The 16,405-nt window shown below is 69.6% G+C and carries 19 protein-coding genes; 10 read left to right on the forward strand and 9 right to left on the reverse strand.

What is annotated here, in order from left to right:
• Positions 1 to 34: 34 nt before the first annotated feature.
• A complete protein-coding gene (locus tag AOZ06_RS18990) occupies positions 35 to 913 on the forward strand; it encodes a haloalkane dehalogenase (protein ID WP_054290632.1) in 879 nt (292 codons plus the stop codon).
• A 24-nt stretch (positions 914 to 937) separates the two neighbouring features.
• Positions 938 to 1,786, forward strand: a complete 849-nt coding sequence (locus AOZ06_RS18995; RefSeq protein ID WP_218922014.1) for a pyridoxamine 5'-phosphate oxidase family protein — start codon at positions 938 to 940, stop codon at positions 1,784 to 1,786.
• On the opposite strand, the gene AOZ06_RS19000 is transcribed toward AOZ06_RS18995, so the two are convergent.
• Positions 1,772 to 2,860 carry a 1-aminocyclopropane-1-carboxylate deaminase/D-cysteine desulfhydrase gene (locus tag AOZ06_RS19000; protein ID WP_054290633.1) on the reverse strand — a complete coding sequence of 363 codons (1,089 nt, stop codon included), beginning with the start codon at positions 2,858 to 2,860 and terminating at the stop codon, positions 1,772 to 1,774. The genes AOZ06_RS18995 and AOZ06_RS19000 overlap by 15 nt on opposite strands.
• Before the next feature lie 76 nt (positions 2,861 to 2,936).
• Between AOZ06_RS19000 and AOZ06_RS19005 the strand changes: the two genes are divergently transcribed.
• On the forward strand, positions 2,937 to 3,842 hold the full coding sequence (locus AOZ06_RS19005; RefSeq protein ID WP_169798945.1) for a LysR family transcriptional regulator: 906 nt from the start codon (positions 2,937 to 2,939) through the stop codon (positions 3,840 to 3,842).
• Here the strand turns inward: AOZ06_RS19005 and AOZ06_RS19010 are convergent.
• Genes AOZ06_RS19010 through AOZ06_RS19020 form a run of 3 tightly spaced genes read right to left on the reverse strand, consistent with a single transcriptional unit; the run spans position 3,836 to position 7,160 of the window.
• Positions 3,836 to 5,368, reverse strand: a complete 1,533-nt coding sequence (locus tag AOZ06_RS19010; protein ID WP_054290635.1) for a flavin-containing monooxygenase — start codon at positions 5,366 to 5,368, stop codon at positions 3,836 to 3,838. The genes AOZ06_RS19005 and AOZ06_RS19010 overlap by 7 nt on opposite strands.
• Positions 5,365 to 6,231, reverse strand: a complete 867-nt coding sequence (locus tag AOZ06_RS19015) for an SDR family oxidoreductase (protein ID WP_054290636.1) — start codon at positions 6,229 to 6,231, stop codon at positions 5,365 to 5,367. Before AOZ06_RS19015 ends, AOZ06_RS19010 begins: the two co-directional genes overlap by 4 nt.
• Positions 6,228 to 7,160, reverse strand: coding sequence for a patatin-like phospholipase family protein (locus tag AOZ06_RS19020; RefSeq protein ID WP_054290637.1), 933 nt, complete (start codon positions 7,158 to 7,160; stop codon positions 6,228 to 6,230). Before AOZ06_RS19020 ends, AOZ06_RS19015 begins: the two co-directional genes overlap by 4 nt.
• A 69-nt stretch (positions 7,161 to 7,229) precedes the next feature.
• On the opposite strand from AOZ06_RS19020, the gene AOZ06_RS19025 reads away from it, so the two are divergent.
• Positions 7,230 to 7,829 (forward strand): TetR/AcrR family transcriptional regulator, encoded by a 600-nt coding sequence (locus AOZ06_RS19025; protein ID WP_054290638.1) that lies wholly within the window; start codon positions 7,230 to 7,232, stop codon positions 7,827 to 7,829.
• On the opposite strand, the gene AOZ06_RS19030 is transcribed toward AOZ06_RS19025, so the two are convergent.
• The 3 genes from AOZ06_RS19030 to AOZ06_RS19040 form a co-directional block, all read right to left on the reverse strand.
• Positions 7,830 to 8,678 (reverse strand): NAD-dependent epimerase/dehydratase family protein, encoded by an 849-nt coding sequence (locus AOZ06_RS19030; RefSeq protein ID WP_054290639.1) that lies wholly within the window; start codon positions 8,676 to 8,678, stop codon positions 7,830 to 7,832.
• A 65-nt stretch (positions 8,679 to 8,743) separates the two neighbouring features.
• A complete protein-coding gene (locus tag AOZ06_RS19035) occupies positions 8,744 to 10,207 on the reverse strand; it encodes a PH domain-containing protein (RefSeq protein WP_054290640.1) in 1,464 nt (487 codons plus the stop codon).
• A complete protein-coding gene (locus AOZ06_RS19040) occupies positions 10,204 to 10,701 on the reverse strand; it encodes a PH domain-containing protein (protein ID WP_054290641.1) in 498 nt (165 codons plus the stop codon). Before AOZ06_RS19040 ends, AOZ06_RS19035 begins: the two co-directional genes overlap by 4 nt.
• 154 nt (positions 10,702 to 10,855) lie before the next feature.
• On the opposite strand from AOZ06_RS19040, the gene AOZ06_RS19045 reads away from it, so the two are divergent.
• The 4 genes from AOZ06_RS19045 to AOZ06_RS19060 all read left to right on the forward strand — a co-directional run bounded on the left by AOZ06_RS19045 (position 10,856) and on the right by AOZ06_RS19060 (position 13,171).
• Positions 10,856 to 11,098 carry a response regulator transcription factor gene (locus AOZ06_RS19045; protein ID WP_054290642.1) on the forward strand — a complete coding sequence of 81 codons (243 nt, stop codon included), beginning with the start codon at positions 10,856 to 10,858 and terminating at the stop codon, positions 11,096 to 11,098.
• Positions 11,099 to 11,200: 102 nt separating this feature from the next.
• A complete protein-coding gene (locus AOZ06_RS19050) occupies positions 11,201 to 11,389 on the forward strand; it encodes a hypothetical protein (protein WP_054290643.1) in 189 nt (62 codons plus the stop codon).
• Between the two features lie 16 nt (positions 11,390 to 11,405).
• Positions 11,406 to 12,542: a sensor histidine kinase gene (locus tag AOZ06_RS19055; protein WP_054296747.1), complete on the forward strand. Its 1,137-nt coding sequence runs from the start codon at positions 11,406 to 11,408 to the stop codon at positions 12,540 to 12,542.
• Positions 12,539 to 13,171, forward strand: a complete 633-nt coding sequence (locus tag AOZ06_RS19060; RefSeq protein ID WP_054290644.1) for a response regulator — start codon at positions 12,539 to 12,541, stop codon at positions 13,169 to 13,171. The genes AOZ06_RS19055 and AOZ06_RS19060 overlap by 4 nt, the downstream gene beginning before the upstream one ends.
• 13 nt (positions 13,172 to 13,184) lie before the next feature.
• On the opposite strand, the gene AOZ06_RS56425 is transcribed toward AOZ06_RS19060, so the two are convergent.
• Together AOZ06_RS56425 and AOZ06_RS19075 are read right to left on the reverse strand one after the other, a co-directional pair.
• Complete coding sequence (locus AOZ06_RS56425; RefSeq protein ID WP_157233108.1) at positions 13,185 to 14,123, reverse strand: hypothetical protein; 939 nt, start codon at positions 14,121 to 14,123, stop codon at positions 13,185 to 13,187.
• Positions 14,120 to 14,698 (reverse strand): RNA polymerase sigma factor, encoded by a 579-nt coding sequence (locus AOZ06_RS19075; protein WP_054290647.1) that lies wholly within the window; start codon positions 14,696 to 14,698, stop codon positions 14,120 to 14,122. The genes AOZ06_RS56425 and AOZ06_RS19075 overlap by 4 nt, the downstream gene beginning before the upstream one ends.
• Before the next feature lie 401 nt (positions 14,699 to 15,099).
• On the opposite strand from AOZ06_RS19075, the gene AOZ06_RS19080 reads away from it, so the two are divergent.
• Positions 15,100 to 15,855: a DedA family protein gene (locus tag AOZ06_RS19080; RefSeq protein WP_083471791.1), complete on the forward strand. Its 756-nt coding sequence runs from the start codon at positions 15,100 to 15,102 to the stop codon at positions 15,853 to 15,855.
• Positions 15,856 to 15,880: 25 nt separating this feature from the next.
• Positions 15,881 to 16,369, forward strand: coding sequence for an NUDIX domain-containing protein (locus AOZ06_RS19085; protein WP_236952291.1), 489 nt, complete (start codon positions 15,881 to 15,883; stop codon positions 16,367 to 16,369).
• Positions 16,370 to 16,405 lie beyond the last annotated feature (36 nt).

The raw sequence follows: 16,405 nt of genomic DNA on the forward strand, positions 1-16,405 counted from the left end.
CGTTAGTCACACGAACGATTGACAAGGTGGCGACATGCCGACGGTGGACGTCCTCGACTCGACGATGGCCTACACAGACCAGGGCAGTGGGACGCCGGTGGTGTTCCTGCACGGCAATCCCGGCTCGTCGTACTTGTGGCGCAAGGTGCTGGCGGGCATCGAGCTGCCCGCGCGGCTGCTCGCGCCGGACCTGATCGGCATGGGCGGATCCGGCAAGCCGGACATCCCGTACCGGTTCGACGACCACGCCAGGTATCTGGACGCGTGGTTCGACGAACTCGGCCTCGGCGACGTCGTCCTCGTCGGGCACGACTGGGGCGGCGCGCTCGCGTTCGACTGGGCGGCACGGCATCCCGGTCGTGTCCGTGGCGTCGCGTTCCTGGAAACGATCGTGCGGCCGATGTCCTGGTCCGAACTCGGCGCCGCGCCGCGCGCCCGTGCCGAGACGATGCGGGGCCCGAAGGGGGAGGAGCTGCTGCTGGACCAGACCTTCTTCATCGAGACCGCGTTCACCGGCGGGGTGCTCAACCCGGTTGCCGCGCAGGACTTGGCCGTCTACCTCCGGCCGTTCCCGACCAGGGAAAGCCGTCGCCCGATCCTGCAGTGGGCGCGCTCCCTGCCGCTGGACGGGGATCCGGCGGACGTCGCCGAACGCGTCGAGCGGTACGGGAGATGGCTCGCGGCGAGCGATGGCATACCAAAACTGTTGCTGACGTTCGATTCCTCGCCCACCCTGCTCGTCACCGAAGCGGTGGCCGAGTGGTGCGCGCGCAACGTCGCCGCGGTGGAGATCCGGCACTGCGGCCCGGCCGGTCACCACGCCCCGGAGGACCAGCCGGACGCGATCGCGGCCGAGATAACGCAATGGGCGGCGAAACTGGAGCGAGTTTCCGGCAAAAGCCTTCACGGGTGATCGGCGAGACGCTAGGTTCGCGCGGTGCTTGACGAAGACCTCGCCAAAGTCATGACCGCGTACCGGACCTGTGAGCTCGCGACGCTTGCCAAGGACGGCACCCCGATCACCTGGCCGACGAGCCCGTGGTTGCGTGCGGACGGCAAACTGGTGCTCACGACATCGCTCGGTTTCCCGCAGAAGGCGTACAACATCCGCCGCGACAGCCGGGTGGCCATGCTGTTCTCGGACCCGACCGGCAGCGGGCTCGACGCGCCCGAGCAGATCTTCGTGAACGCGACGGCGAGCTGTCCCGAGGAGATCTCCACCGAGCCCGGCGAGCTGACCGAGTACTGGTCGATGTTGTTCGAGCGCCAGCCGTCCGGCCGCGCGCACCTGAGCCCGCTGATGCGACCGCTCGGCGACTGGTACTACATGCGCCTGGTCATCACGATCACCCCGGAGACCGTCACCACCCGGCCGCCGCTCGTCAGCGAACCGCGGACGGCGCAAGCTCAGTCCGTTGTGGACAGTTTCGAGACCGCGGTGCTCGGCGCACGGGACGCGGCGGGCAAACCGGTGCTGGTCAGGGTCCGGCCCGAACCGACCGGCACCACCTACCGGGTCAGCGTCCCGGCGGACGTGCCGATCGAGTCCGGTCCGGCGAGCCTGCTGGTGCACAGCCACGACGAACTGCTGGACAACCTGCGGCTCGCGTTGGTGCGCGGGCAGCTGACCGGCGACTCGTTCGTCCCGTCGCAGGTCGTCAACCCCATCGGGTCCAACTGGGGTGTGTTGCGGCAGGGCCGCCGCAACACACGCGACTACCTGCGCAGGCGTGGCCTGGCGCGCCCGAAGGTGAACTGGGCCGCGTTCAGCTCACTGGCCGGCTGACGCGACCGGCCCGACGACCTGGGAGATCTCGAAGAGGTTGCCCAGGTCGCCGGTGTGCAGGAACGCCACTTTGCTGCCAGGTTCGACCTTTCCGGTCCGCACGTGCTCCAGCAGCCCGGCGAAACCCTTGCCGGTGTACACCGGGCCCATGAACACGCCGTCGGACACGGCCAGTTCCTTGATGGCGGCCACGCCTTCCGGTGACGGGACCGCGTAGTCCTCGCCGATGAACCGCTGGTCGACGTCGACCTCCGCGCGGATGACGTCGTCGGCGGGCAGCGGCACGCCCAAGGTGTGCAGGATGTGCTTGACCCGGTCGACGATCACGTCCTCGTTGATCCAGTCGCCTTTCCGGTACGCGCAGATCGCGATCGACCGGAACCGCACGGAACTGCCGGTCATCAGCTTCGCGGCGACGAGCCCCGGCAGCGCGGTCCCGGTGCCCGCGGTGTGGTACACGTAGTCGAGCCGGACACCGGATTCCTCGGCCTGCTCGATCATCTCCTTGAACGTCAACGCGTGCGCCACGAACCCGTGCGGGTGCGCGCCGCCGGTCGGGACCACGATCACCTTGTGCCCCAGCGCCTCCAGCTCCTGCTTGCGGGCGTTCATGGCGTCCAGGACACGTTGTTGCTCGCCGGGCGTGTCCCAGTAGGCGCCGCCCTGCGTCGGCGTGGTGTGCACCTCGACGTCCATGATCTTGTTCAGCAGCAGGTTTCCCCGGTATTCGGTGAGTTCGCCGTGGCGGCTCTCGTCGCGGGTGAGGAACAGGATCGGCGTCAGCCCCGCGACCCGGCACGCCACGGCGAACTGCATGCCGGAGTTGGTGAGGTAGACGCCCTGCGTGATGACGTGCGTGACGCCGTCGGCCAGTGCCTGCCCGAGGATGAACTCCGCCAGCCGGGTCTTGCTCCCGCTGGCCGCACCGGGCCCGGCCATGTCCTCGCGCTTGAGGAAGAAGTCGACGCCGTAGGTCGCCGACAGGTTGTCGAGGCGGTGGAAGGGCGTCGGGTAGAAGCCGATGCGCTTGCGGGGAAGTTTCGCGATCAGTCGGTCCAACTCAGCGCTGTCCATGGATCTCATCGTCGGCCGACCTCACGATAAGCACAAGCGAAGAAAACTTACCCGGACATTAGCTAAGCTGATGTTCGTGATCGACCCACGCCTGCTGGTGACGCTGGAAGCCGTCGTGCGCCTCGGTTCGTTCGCGGCAGCCGCGGCCGAACTCGGCTACACCCAGTCCGCGGTGTCCCAGCAGATCGCCGACCTGGAAAGACGCGCCGGGCTGCGCGTACTCGACCGGCGCCCGGTGCGACCCACGGCGGCCGGGATGGTCCTGCTGCGGGTCGCGGGCGAAGTCCGCGCGGCGATGTCCCGTGCCACCACCGAGCTCACGGCTCTCGACGCCGGCCGAGCGGGCGAGGTGCGGCTGAGCGCCTTCGTGTCCGCGGCCAACACCATCGTCCCCGCGGCCCTCGCGAAACTGCGCGAGACCCACCCGGGCGTCGTCGTCAGCCTCACACAGCTGGAAACAACCGACAGCTACGACGCGCTGCTACGCGGTGACGTCGACCTCGCCGTGACGTTCGACTACGACCGGTTTCCCCAACCGGAACCGTCCGGCGTGCGCCGCACGCCACTGGGGCGCGACCCGGTCGTGGTCGCCCTGCCCGCCACGCATCCGTTGGCGGACAGGGAATCGGTCAGCCTCGCCGACCTCGCCGACGAGTCGTGGATCGGCACCCCCGTCACCGGCACCCACCTGGACCTGCTCGCCGAACTGGCTCGTTCGCCGGGCTTCAAGCCGCGTCTGGCGTTCGACGGCGACGACTTCCGCACGGTCCTTGGCCTGGTCGCCCACGGCCTGGGCATCGCCCCACTGCCCACATTGGCCCTCGCCGACACCGTCTCCAGGGTCGTCGCGGTGCCGATCACAGAGGAGCCTCTGGTCCGCTTCCTCTACACGTGCAGGCTCGACACGACACGGACGCCGGGCATTGTCACGTGTCTCGGGGAATGCCTCGCGGCCGCGACGAAGGACGCGATGGCCTACTGAGTACCCACGCGACTGCGCGGATCGGCTGGTGTCGTTGTGGCGGAACCGGTGAACGCGTAGTCGTCGAGCGGGAACCTCCGGGCGTCGCGGTTTCCGGTGACGACCGGGACCGGCCGCAGCAGCGAGGCCTCGCCGTGCGGGTTGAAGTAGTAGCTGCGGGCCGTGGCGCAGTTTCCCCGGTAGAACACCGAGTCCTCGAGTCTGCGGGTCATCCTGGCCAGGAAGTCGGCGTTGGCCTGCTCGGTGACCTCGAACGTGGTCGCGCCGCGGCGGCGCATCTCGCCGAACAGCCGGGCGATGTGCTTCATCTGCGCCTCGATCGTCCAGAAGTACGACAGGCCGGTGTACGAGTACGGGCTGTTGAGGCTGACCAGGTTCGGGAACCGCGGCATCGTGACACCCTCATAGGCCTGGAACCTGGTGTCCCGCCACCACTTGCCGAGATCCCTGCCGTCGCGGCCGACGATCTCGACGGCCGGGAAGTTGGTCTCCCACAGGTCGAACCCGGTCGCCAGCACCAGCAGGTCGATGTCGGTCGTCGTGCCGTCGGCCGTGGTGATGCCGTGCGGCCTGATCAGTTCGATCGACGACGTCCGCAGCCGCACGTGCGGCTGGTTGAACGTGCGGAAGTAGCTGTTGGAGAACGTGGGCCGCTTGCAGCCGAACGAATAGCCGGGGGTGAGCTTGCGCCGGGTTTCGGCGTCGCGGACCTGGGCGAACAGGTGCGCGCGGGCCAGCAGTTCGGCGCCCTTGGCGGCGAGACGGGCCTGCCGGTAGTGCAGGACACCGACCGTCGACAGCGTCTCCAGCGCGGCGGAGTTGACCAGCCTGGCGGCTCGCTGGACGCCGGGGAACCGCGCGAACAGGCGGCGGACCGGCCGGGGGATCGGGGTGTCGACCTTCGGCACCACCCAGATCGGGGTGCGCTGGTAGACCGTGAGCTCCTTGACCTTCGCCGCGAGTTCGGGGATGAGCTGCACGGCGGTCGCGCCCGTGCCGATGATCGCCGCGCGCTTGCCGTCCAGCGAGTAGCTGTCGTCCCAGTCGGCGCTGTGGATGATCTTCCCGGCGAACGTGTCCATCCCGGGGATGTCCGGTGTTTTGGGCTGGGACAGGAAACCTGTGGCGGTGAACAGGTAGCGGGCCGACAGCGGCTCGCCACCGTCCACAGTGACCAGCCAGCGCTGCGCGGTCTCGTCCCACCGCGCGCTCGTGACCGTCGTGCCGAACCGCATGCGGCGGCGCAGGTCGTACTTGGTGGCGACGTGTTCGGCGTAGCGCTTGAGCTCCTCGCCGGGCGCGAACAGCCGTGACCAGTTCGGGTTCGGTTCGAAGGAGTACGAGTACGTCACCGACGCGATGTCCACCGCGAGGCCGGGATACCGGTTGACGTGCCACGTGCCGCCGAGGCCGGCCTCGCGGTCGAGGATCACGTAGTCGCGGATGCCGAGCCGGTCGAGCTGGATGGCGGCGCCCATGCCGCCGAAGCCCGCCCCGATGATCACCGCTTCGTGTTGTGCGGTCATGACGCCGCTCCTTGCTTGCGAGACTGGGTCTGGCTGTCGATGGCGCGTTCGTACGCGCCCCTGGTGATCGGGTCGACGGACGTGAGGGCACGGCGGTCACCGATGACACGCCGTCCCAGCCGCATCACCGGTTCGGGTACAACCGTGTTCAACAGGCCCCAACCCGCGAGGTAACCGGGCACCGGGATCTCGGCACGTCGGCGCGACACGCTGCCCACGACCGCGCGGGCGACATCCTCGGGTTCGACCGTCGGCATTCCGTGGCCGAGCGGGATTCCCGAGGACAAGCGCGTGCGCACGGCTGACGGAAGTACCGTACTGACGCTCACCCCGGTGTCCGCGTACTCCTCACGGACCGCCAGGGACAGTCCGAGTGCGGCGAACTTGCTGGCGTTGTACACGGCCATACCGGGGATCGGCACCTTGCCCGCCATCGACGCCACGTTGACCACGTGCCCTCGCGCGCGTCGGATCATGTGCGGCAGCACCACGCGCATACCGTTGATCAGGCCCCACACGTTGACGTCGATCGTGGTGCGGCTCGTGGCGTCCGGCTCCTCGACGAAGTCGCCGACCGGCATCACGCCCGCGTTGTTCACCAGCACGTCGATCCGGCCGTGCTCGGTGATCGCGGCCTCGGCGAACGCCGCGAACGAGTCGCGGTCGGTGACGTCGAGCGGATGCGAGTGCGCGGACGGGCCGATCTCACGCGCTGTCGCCGCGGCGAAGTCAGCGTCCAGGTCGCCCAGCCACACCGTCGCGCCGCCCGCGGCGAACAGTCTCGCGGCGGCGGCGCCGATTCCCCGGCCAGCACCGGTCACCAGGACGACCGCGTTGCCCAGCGGGATCGCGGGATACCTCACTGTGTGCCTCCTAGCTGGGCGCCTAGTCGTTGTGGCACGTTGGCCAGCGCGGTGCGCATGGCCGGCAGCCGACGCCGAGGGTTCATGAAGTTCGGCCCCATCACCGCGAGTTCGGCCGCGGACGGGTAGATCCGCACGACCCGGACGCCGTCCGCCTCCAGTGCCGCGATCTCGCGGTCCAGCCCACGGCTCATCGGCACGCGCATCAGGGACTCGAACCGCCCGCCGACGCCGCTGACCCGCACGCCTTTGTCGGAGGCCATCGGCGTGACCACCAGCACCTCGTCCAGGCCCTGGCCGACCAGCAGATCCACCGAGCCGGTCGACGCCACGCCGCCGTCCAGGTACTTGCGGCCCTCGATCGTCACCGGCGGGTACCACCCTGGGACGGCCCAGGACGCGCGTACCGCGTCCCGCATCGCCACCCGAGGCGCGCCGGGGGAGCCGAACGCGGTCCGTTCGCCGGTCTTGGCGTCCATCGCGACCACCCAGACCGCCGGGTGCGCGACCCAGGCGCCGTCTTGCACGAGGTCGTCGACCAGCGCGTCCAGGAAGCGCGGGTCCGTGCGGCCCGCCGGGGCCAGCCCGGTCATGGTCATCAAGGACGCCCGTCGCCGCCGTCCGGCCTGCACCAGCGACCACGATCCGCTCAGCGCCGGGACGGCGGGCACCGCCGCGGGTGGCTCGGTGAAGAACCGCCGCACGGACGCACGCGCGCCGGCCTGCCCGCGCTGCCCGGCCACGAGCTCGTCCGTGCCGACGCCGGAGCCCAGCATCGCGGCGAGGCTCGCGCCGCCGGACGTCCCGACGATCACCGCCGCGTCCCGTGGATCCCAGTCCCACTGTTCCCGTACCGCGGCGAGCGCACCGACCTGCCACGCGCTGCCGACCGTGCCGCCGCACCCGAGCACCACACCGCGCCGCGTCATCGCGCCTCCAGTTCAGATACAGTCTGTATCTGGATTCGCAGCGTATGGCGAGTCGGTTAGGCTGTCAACGTGCCAAGACTGACGCGCGCCGAGAGCCAGGCCCGGACGAGGACGAAACTGCTCGAGGTCGCGAGCACCCTCTTCCTGCGCGACGGCTACCTGGCGACCTCACTGGAGAAGGTGGCCGACGCGGCCGGTTACACCAGGGGTGCGGTCTACTCGAACTTCCGCAACAAGGACGAGCTCTGCATGGCCGTCCTCGACGAGATCAGGGCACGCCGCGTCGAGGACATCCTCGCCATCCTGCGAGCGGACACACTCGACGAACGCGTCCGCCTGTTCGAGGCGTGGGCGGAACGAGTGGTCGGCGACCCGGGCTGGACCAGGCTCGAGCTGGAGTTCGGCGTCCAGGCAACGACGGACGAGAAACTCAGGGCGGAACTCGCGACCCGGATCGTCGCACTGACCGAGCTGATCGCGCAGGGAGTCAGGAGCTTCGAGGACACCGATGGGATCAAGCTGAGCATGCCCGCCGACCAGATCGGTGTCGCGATGCTCAGCCTCGGCGTCGGCTTGGGCGTGTTCCGCGCGGTCGAACCGAAACTGCCGATCGGCGCGCTGGTGAACACACTGCGCGTGCTGGTGGGAATCCCGGTGGTCCCGCGGTAGTCAGCCGAGTTCGGCGAAACCCTCGCGCCAGGACGTCCACCGCGGCGTCCAGCCCAGTTCTTTCCTCGCGTGGCCGTTGTCCGCGCCACGGGCCCAGGGCGTCCGCGGGGCGTCCGACCGGGACGGGCGCGGCGCTCCGACCGCTTCGCAGAACGCAGGCGTCCAGTCGTGGCCGGGGGCCGGGTCGTCGTCGCAGATGTTGACGAAACCGTTGGGCCACTCCATCGCCACCACCGCCGCCGCGGCCGCGTCGTCCACGTGGACGAAGCTGGTCACGTCCGCCGTCGCGGGCAACCGGCCCGCCGCGGCCTGCTGCGCCATCAGCGCGCCGGGCGCGTACCAGGTCTCGGGACCGTAGAACAGGCCGTAGCGCAGCACGACCCACTCCGGTGCCTGCTGAACGGTTTCCTCCAGCGTGTGCACGGCCTGGACCGTGCCGATCCTGTCCGCATCGGACTCCAGGTCGAGCGGAACGTCCTCTGTGGCCGGTTGCGTGCCGGGTTCGTAGGTCCAGGCGATGCTCTGGGCGACGACCCGCCGCACACCCGCGGCCAGTGCCGCGTCGACCAGGTTGCGGGTGCCTTCCTCGCGGACTCTGGCGTTCGCTGCCCTGTTGCCGTCGCTGAGGTCGGTCAACTGGTGCATCACGACGTCCGGGCGGGCGGCGGCCACCGCTGCGGCCAGAGCGGCGCGGTCGTAGACGTCCACCACGCTCACCTCTGCACCCAGCCGTGCCAGCACGTGCGAGGCGCGCCGGGTCGCGCCGATGACCTGGTGTCCCTGTGCGATCAGGGATGTGGTCACCCGCCGGCCGATCACACCGGAGGCACCCGCGAGGAAGATCCGCATGCTCCCAACGTACGACCGGGACACCGTCGCGTGTGGTCCAGTCGCCGCGCGATTTCGTGGACCGGTCAGCTGCGGACCAGGAACTGGCCGAGCACACCGGGTACGGCCTCGTCGGCGAAGGCCACGCCGTCGGTCAGGATGACGTCCTTGACGTGGTACGCGCCGCGGCCACCGGCGGTGATCGCGCTGAGCGTGCACAGCCCGGACCTGCGGTGGAACGCCCACTGCCCGACCTTCCAGCCGATCACACCGTCCCTGCGCAGCGCGATCGTGCGGCGTTTGAACGTGCCATGCCGTGTCACGACATACCGCCCGGTGATGCCGTGGCCGAGGCTGCGATACGCGTCCAACGCGAACAGCACGCCCGCCGGGTACAGCACAAGCGCGGATATCCACGCCACATGCAGCAAGACCGGCGTGGTCAGCGCTGCGAGGAGCACCAGCACACCCACTGTGCCTGTCGCGGCGAGCATCGCCCACCGCAACCGCCGCCGTCGCGCGAGCGTGGTGTGTGCGACGAGCCGTACGGACTGCGTCGGCGCCTGCTCCTCCCGTAACACCTCAGCGGCGACCCGATGGGCCTCACCGAGCGGCGCGGGTGGCAGCAGAGCGCTTGTGTTGTGGATGCTGTTCTGGTCCTCCACGGTGCCCGCACCGGTTGCCACCGCATAGGTGTACGCACCGCCGCCCCAGCGCAGCAGCAACGGTTCCGCGACTTCCACACCGCGTAACCGCTCCTCTTCCAGCGTCACTGACCGGGTTACGAACAACCCGCGCGCGGCCCGCAGCGAACCGCCGGGTTCCCGGACCAGCCGGAAGTTCCACCACATCTCCACGTGCAACCCGAGCGCGCCGACCACCCCGATCACCAACGTGGCCACAGCGAGCAGGATCAGCACTGGCACGAGATCGACCGTCGACAGCCACCGGGCAAGTGCGGGAATGATCTCCTTGTCGGGATCCGCCCCGACGGTGTCGAGCACGTTGTAGGCGGCTGCGAACGCGGAAGCGCCGAGCACGCCGACCCAGGCCGACAGCGGCGCGTATTTGATCCACTTCCAGTTGCCGACCGCGATGGTCGCGTCGTCATTGGTGCCGCTTCGCCGGATCAGGGTGGTGCGCACGCGGTCGGCGTCCGGCCTGGCCAGCGCGTCCAGCATGAGCGCCGCCTTGGTGGTGGAAGTGGCGCGCTGACCGGTGCCGATCCGCACAGTCGCGACGCCGAACAGGCGGTGCATCGGGTTGGCTGTCACGTCGACGCTGCGGATGCGTTGCCGCGGAATGGAACGGTGTGACCGGACCAGGATGCCGGTGGTCAGCTCGAGCAGTTCGCCGGTGACGCGGTAGCGGGTCTTGAGCCAGCGGAAAAGCTCGTAGCCCATCAGGGCCAGCGCCGCGCCGCAGGCCGAGGCGTACAGCCACCACGCCGCGTCCCGCCACCACATCACCGCGAGCGCCGCGACCAGGATCAGCGCCTCCCAGGACGCGTTGGACAGCACCACGCGGTGGTCAAGGCGTTGCCAGTTCATGTCGCGTCTCCCGTTGCCTCGGGGCTCCGCTTGACCAGCTGTTCGACGAGGGTGCGGGCGAACTCGTGGTCAAGCCCGTCGATCCGGATCGGCCCGGCGGCGGACGCGGTCGTGACGGTGACCGTGGACAGCCGGAAGACCTGCTGCACCGGGCCGCGGTCGGTGTCGACGGTCTGGATCCGGGCCAGCGGGGCCACCCGCCAGGTCTGTTTGAGCCAACCGGACCGCGTGTACACCGCGTCGTCGGTGACCTCCCACCGGTGCACGCGGTACCGCCACAGCGGCATCACCAGCGTGACAACCAGCCCAGGCACGCCGACAACGGCGGCACTCAGCAGCAGCCACGGCCTGGCAGGCGCGATGAGCAACGCGAGCAGGCCGAGCACGAGCACCGGCGCCAGCACTGTCATCAGCGTCCGCGTTGCCCACCAGCCGATCGCACGCCGTTGCACCAGCCGGCTCGGCGGGCGCAGTTCGATCTCGTAGTCGGCCATCGCGGCCCCTCTCCCCGGATTGCTATCGGGAGACTAGCATATAGATATCAGTTTTATGCCTACCCGAGTGGCTCTAAAGGCGTTGACGAGTCCGGCCTGGTTCGCTATTGCCAGGGGATCGTTCTCCTGACAGCGGAAGACCTGGGGGTCGGACATGGAACTGGTCGAGCGCGAGCCGGAGCCGTCGGGCGGGCAGCCGAGGCGCGGGGCGCTGAGCTTCGCCGAGCGGCGGGTCGCGGACCTGGCGGCAGCAGGTCACCGCAACCGCGAGATCAGCCTGAAACTGCACATCACCGTCAGCACAGTGGAACAGCACCTCACGCGCATCTACCGCAAGCTGCGCATCCCGAACCGCGCCGCACTGCGTGCGTTGTTCAGGAAGGAGGCCCAGCTGTAGTCCCCGGCGGGCGGGGAACGCGGCAGGTGGGCGCACGCTCCACCCGGTTCTCCACCTGACGATGGTCCGAATCCACCCGGCCCCCTCCGTACGGTCTGTGCCATGAACAAGGACACGCTGCGCAAGCTGGCCGCGGACAAAGCACAGGAAGCCGTACGAGGAGGCAAGGTGAACACGAAGGCGCTCGTCGCTCTCGTCGTGGTGGCGCTGGTCGTGCTCGTGGGTTTCCTCGCCTATCGGTTGATCCTCGTTGAGCTCATCACCACCATCAGCGATCATCGCGGAAAGTGATTGATCGGAGGTGACGATGCCGAACCGGACGCGGCCGCTGCTACCGGACACCATCGCGCCCAGTTGGCTCGTCGTCCAGCTGTTCGGAACCCTTTTCGTGGTCGCGACGCTGCTCACCGCGCGTGAGGACCAGTCGTGGATCTGGGCCGTCTACGGTGTCGCCGCCGCGTGCTGGGCGGGATTCGTGGCCGTCGCGCACTGGCGGCCCGGGACGGCCGCGGTGCTCCTCGCGGTCTCCAGCGTCCTGCCCGCCGCTGTGCTGGGGTGGGCGCAGGACAGTTCGGCTGTGCTGCTCTGCCTCATCTCAATCGGCCGGTTCGCCACCCTCACCGGGCTCAGCGTCGCCGTCATCTCCGCTGTCGCCCTGCTCGACGTGGCGCTGGCGATCACGTCGGCCGCGCTCGCCGGTGGCAGCATCCCCGGGGCGTTCGGCAACGCCGGCTTCATGCTGCTGCTCGGCCTGCTCGGGCTCAACCGCCGCCAGTACGAGATCCAGGCGATCCAGGCCGGGCGGTTGCTGGAGCAGACCAGGCTCGCGCAGGCGGAGCACGCTCGCGCCGCCGCGCTCGACGAACGCACCCGGATCGCACGGGAGTTGCACGACGTGCTGGCGCATTCCCTCGGTGCGCTGGGGGTTCAGCTGGAGCTGGCCGAGGCGCTCGCCGAGAAGTCCGATATGGATGGTGTGCGCCGGGCCGTGCAGCGGTCGAGGCGGCTGGCCAACGCCGGGCTCGTCGAAGCGAGGGAAGCGGTCGCCGCGCTGCGGCGTGACGTGTTGCCGTTGCCTGACGCGCTCGCCGAACTCGCGGCGGCACATCGGCGTGACCACCGGGTCGAGGTGGACTTCGGCACCACAGGCCAGCCGCGGCCGTTGCCGTCAGCCGTCGTCGTCTCGCTGGCCGGGGTGTCGCGTGAGGCGTTGACGAACGCGGGCAAGCACGCGCCGGGACAGCCGCTGACCATAAGATTGGCGTACGACACGGGCGCCGTCCGGCTGACCGTGACAAATCCGTCCGAATCGGACACTGCTGCTCACTCGGGCAACGGGTTCGGGCTCGCCGGGATGCGCGAACGCCTCGCGCTCGCCGGTGGCAGCCTGGAATCGGGGCAGCGGGACGGCCGGTGGCAAGTGGTTGCGGAGGTACCCGGGTGATCAAGGTGATCGTCGTGGACGACCAGCAGGTGGTCCGCGAAGGACTGGTGGCACTGCTGGATCTGCTCGACGACGTGACCGTGGTCGGGTCGGCCGCGGACGGCCGCCAGGCGCTCGACGTGCTGCGGGCCAACTCCGCCGACGTCGTGCTGATGGACCTGCGGATGCCGGAGCTCGACGGGGTGGCCGCGACGAAGATGATCACTCGCGACCACCCGGGCACGGCGGTGCTCGTGCTGACCACGTACGCCGATGATTCGTCCATTGCGGACGCGCTCAGGGCCGGCGCCCGCGGCTACCTGACCAAGGACGCGGGACGGGCGCAGATCGCCATGGCGCTGCGGTCCACAGCGGCCGGACAGTCCATTTTCGATCCCAAGGTCTCCGAACGCCTGGTCGCGGCGCTCGACGGCCGCCCGCGCACCAGGCAGGAGCCGCCCGACGGCCTCACCGCCAGGGAGACCGAGGTGCTGGGGCTGATCACCCGCGGCCTGACCAACCCCGAGATCGCCGCCGAGCTGTTCATCAGCGAGGCGACCGTGAAGACCCACATCAACAACGTCTTCGCCAAGATCGGCGTACGCCACCGGGCCGAGGCCGTGCGCTACGGACTCGGACACGACCTCTGAGCCCGCGCGGCCCTCAACGCCACCGCGTGGCGGGCAGGCAGTTCACGTTCCCTTCCCTGGCGCGGTTCAGCACCGTCCCCAGAGGCGTGACGTAGCACGGTTTGCCGGGGTGACCGGATTCGCCGACCAGCTGGCCGTCGACGTCGTAGGCGCGTACGACGACTTTCTCGCTGTTGCGCGGAGACCAGCCGGCCGGCTGCAGGATCCGCCCGAGGAACGTGCCGTTGGCGAGTACGGCGTCCACCGTCTCGTCGCCGTCGGTGAACGTGACCCGTGCGACCTTGCCGCTGATCCGTCCCGCGGTGAGCCAGTACCCGGGCTTGCCCTGCTTCGACCCGCCCGCGGACCCCGAGATCTGGTCGACGGCGAGGTCACCGGGAATCCAGTGGAACGACTCCACACTGCCGCCGCCCGGGTTGTACGGCGTCGCCGGGTCGCCGCCGATGGTGCAGGTCACCGTGCTCCTGCCGGAGTAGAGCAGCGCCTTCGTGCCCGCCGCGTCCTTGATCAGGTGGTAGAGGACCAGGTCGGGATCGCGGAAGGACACACCGCACTGGGTTTCCATGACTCTGCGTTCGTCCGCGGGCACTCCCGGCATGGGCGGCGGTGGGACGCTGCTCGTCGGCTCGGTGCCGGGTGCCGGTGTACCGGCCACCGCCGGGGGAGCCGACCCGGCGACCGCCGGGGGAGCCGACCCGGCGACCGCCGGGGGAGCCGACCCGGCGACCGCCGGGGGAGTCGGTCCGGTCTCAGCGGGGGGAGCCGGTGTCGCGTGGTTCGACGGCACCAGCAGCAAGGTCGCGACCACACCGATCACGGCGAGCGACGCCAACCCGGCGACCATCGGGGCGAGCCGGGGCCGGCGACGGCTGGTGGCGCGCCGCAGTTCGGCGCGAATCCTGGCGTGGCTGCGTGGCGGCAGGTCACGCGGCGCTGGCAGCATGCTGGTCATCGGGCAGCCTCCTGGGTCGCCGTGGGAAGGAGCTGACTGAGCCGCGACTTGGCCTTGCTCACCCGTGCGCGGACGCTGCCCTCGGTGATGCCGAGCACCGCGGCCGCGTCCGGATAGGACACGCCGGACCACACGCACATCGCGAGCGCCTCGCGTTCGTTGCGGGGCAACTCGTTCACCGCGTCGAGCACCTCGGCCATCCGCCGCTGGTCGTCCACGCGCCGTGCCACGTCGTCGGCGTGGTCGGGCACGGGAGCGTCCACGGGGACCTGGCGGGTGAGCCGCAGCCGCCTCGCGATGCCACGGCGGTCGTTGCGGACCACGTTCGTGGCCACCATCAGCAACCACGGCAGCGCGGAGTCGCGTTCGAGCTTCATCTCGCCGCGTTTGCGCCACGCGACGAGGAACGTGCTCTGCACGTGGTCCTCGGCCGCGGCCCACGAGGCGGTCAGCCGGAAGCAGTGGTTGTAGACGGCCTTGGCATGCCGGTCGAACAGCACGGCGAACGCCTCGCCGCCATCCGCCGCGGCCCGCGACCACAACTCGCCGTCGCCGTCGGCCGAATCAGTCGTCATACCCCTGTCGTGTCCGGCCGCCCCGGGTGTGTTGGCTGCCCGCTCAACGGCTTGTCCCAGCCGATTGTGCCTGCACCGCGGCCACTGTCGAAGTGTGGCGGCGGTCACAGCGGAGGTGTGAGCCCGTCGGTCGCCGGGAAACCCGATAGATCTGCTGTTTGTCCTTAAGGTCCAGAATGACCGACCTGACCGGATCCGGCTATCCTGGGATGGATCTTGCTGGGTTCGCCGACGCCGACGGGCCGCCTCGTGGTCCCGCCGCGGTCGTCCGCAGTGTGGTTTTCCACAGTGGGCGCGGTGCGGTTCGACGCCGGGAAGTGGGGGGTCCGCATCCTTCTGCCGCCGCCGGTGCGTTCCTAGGCTTGTTCTGTCACACAAGGACTTCGCGGAAGAGAGCGTTGATGTCTGGTTACCTGATGGCCGAGGGTGCGCACGAACCGGTCGGCGGCATGGCCGGCTGGGCGGTCGACCTGATGGACAGCCTCGGCGGGGTGGGCGCGGCCCTGGTGGTCGGCCTGGACAACCTCTTCCCGCCCATCCCCAGCGAACTGGTGCTGCCGCTGGCCGGGTTCTCGGCCAGCAAGGGCGCGTTCACGCTGGCAGGTGCGCTGTTCTGGACCACGCTCGGCTCGGTCGTCGGCGCGGTCGTCGTCTACCTGGCGGGCGCGCTGCTCGGCCGTGAGCGCACACGCGCGCTGGTCGGCAAGATCCCGCTGGTGAAGGTGACGGACTTCGACAAGACCGAGAAGTGGTTCGCCAAGCACGGCACCAAAGCCGTGTTCTTCGGCCGGATGGTGCCGTTGTTCCGCAGTTTCATCTCGTTACCCGCCGGCGTCGAGAAAATGAACTTCCCGAAGTTCCTGCTGCTCACCGCGGCGGGCAGCCTGTTGTGGAACACCATTTTCGTCGTGGCCGGCTACCAGCTGGGGGAGAACTGGTACCTGGTCGACGAGTACGCCGGCGTCTTCCAGAAGATCGTGATCGTCGCGGGCGCGGTGGCGGTGGTGCTGTTCGTGGTGCTGCGGCTGCGCAAGAAGCGCAAGGCGGGGAACGGCGACGCGGCGGACCCGGAGGCCACCCAGGTGCTGCCGGTCGTGACCGGCTCGGACGACTCCGAGAGGACCCGGGCGATCCCCCGGCTGCGCGACGACCGCTGAACCGCGGGCGATAAACTCCGCCACCGTGGCGGAAACGTGGTCGGTGGAAACGTTCGTGGCTGGCCTGAACCGGAAACGAATGGCGTCGGGTGTCCTGTTCACCGACGGCGGCGACCGCGTCCTGCTGGTGGAACCGTCGTACAAGCCGCAGTGGGAGATCCCCGGCGGCTCGGTCGACGAGAACGAGTCCCCGTGGGCGACGGCGAGCCGTGAGCTGGCCGAAGAGCTCGGCATGACCCGGCAACCCGGCCGCCTGCTCGTGGTGGACCACGTCCTGCCGCAGGAGCCGTGGACCGAGGCGGTGGTCTTCGTCTTCGACGGCGGGGTGCTCAGTCAGTCCGAAGTGGACAAGCTGGAGTTCGTCGACGGTGAGATCCTCTCCGCGGGCTTCTACGACATCGGGCAGGCCCGGAAACTGCTGCGCGACCGATTGGCCGGCCGGGTCGAGGCGGCGCTGTCCGCCTTGCAGTCGGGCACGACCGTGCTGTGCGAACAAGGGCGCCCGGTCGGCTGATCATCGGCCGTTGAACAGCGCGTGATGGCGCACAGT

Source organism: Kibdelosporangium phytohabitans, assembly GCF_001302585.1.
Classification (GTDB): domain Bacteria; phylum Actinomycetota; class Actinomycetes; order Mycobacteriales; family Pseudonocardiaceae; genus Kibdelosporangium; species Kibdelosporangium phytohabitans.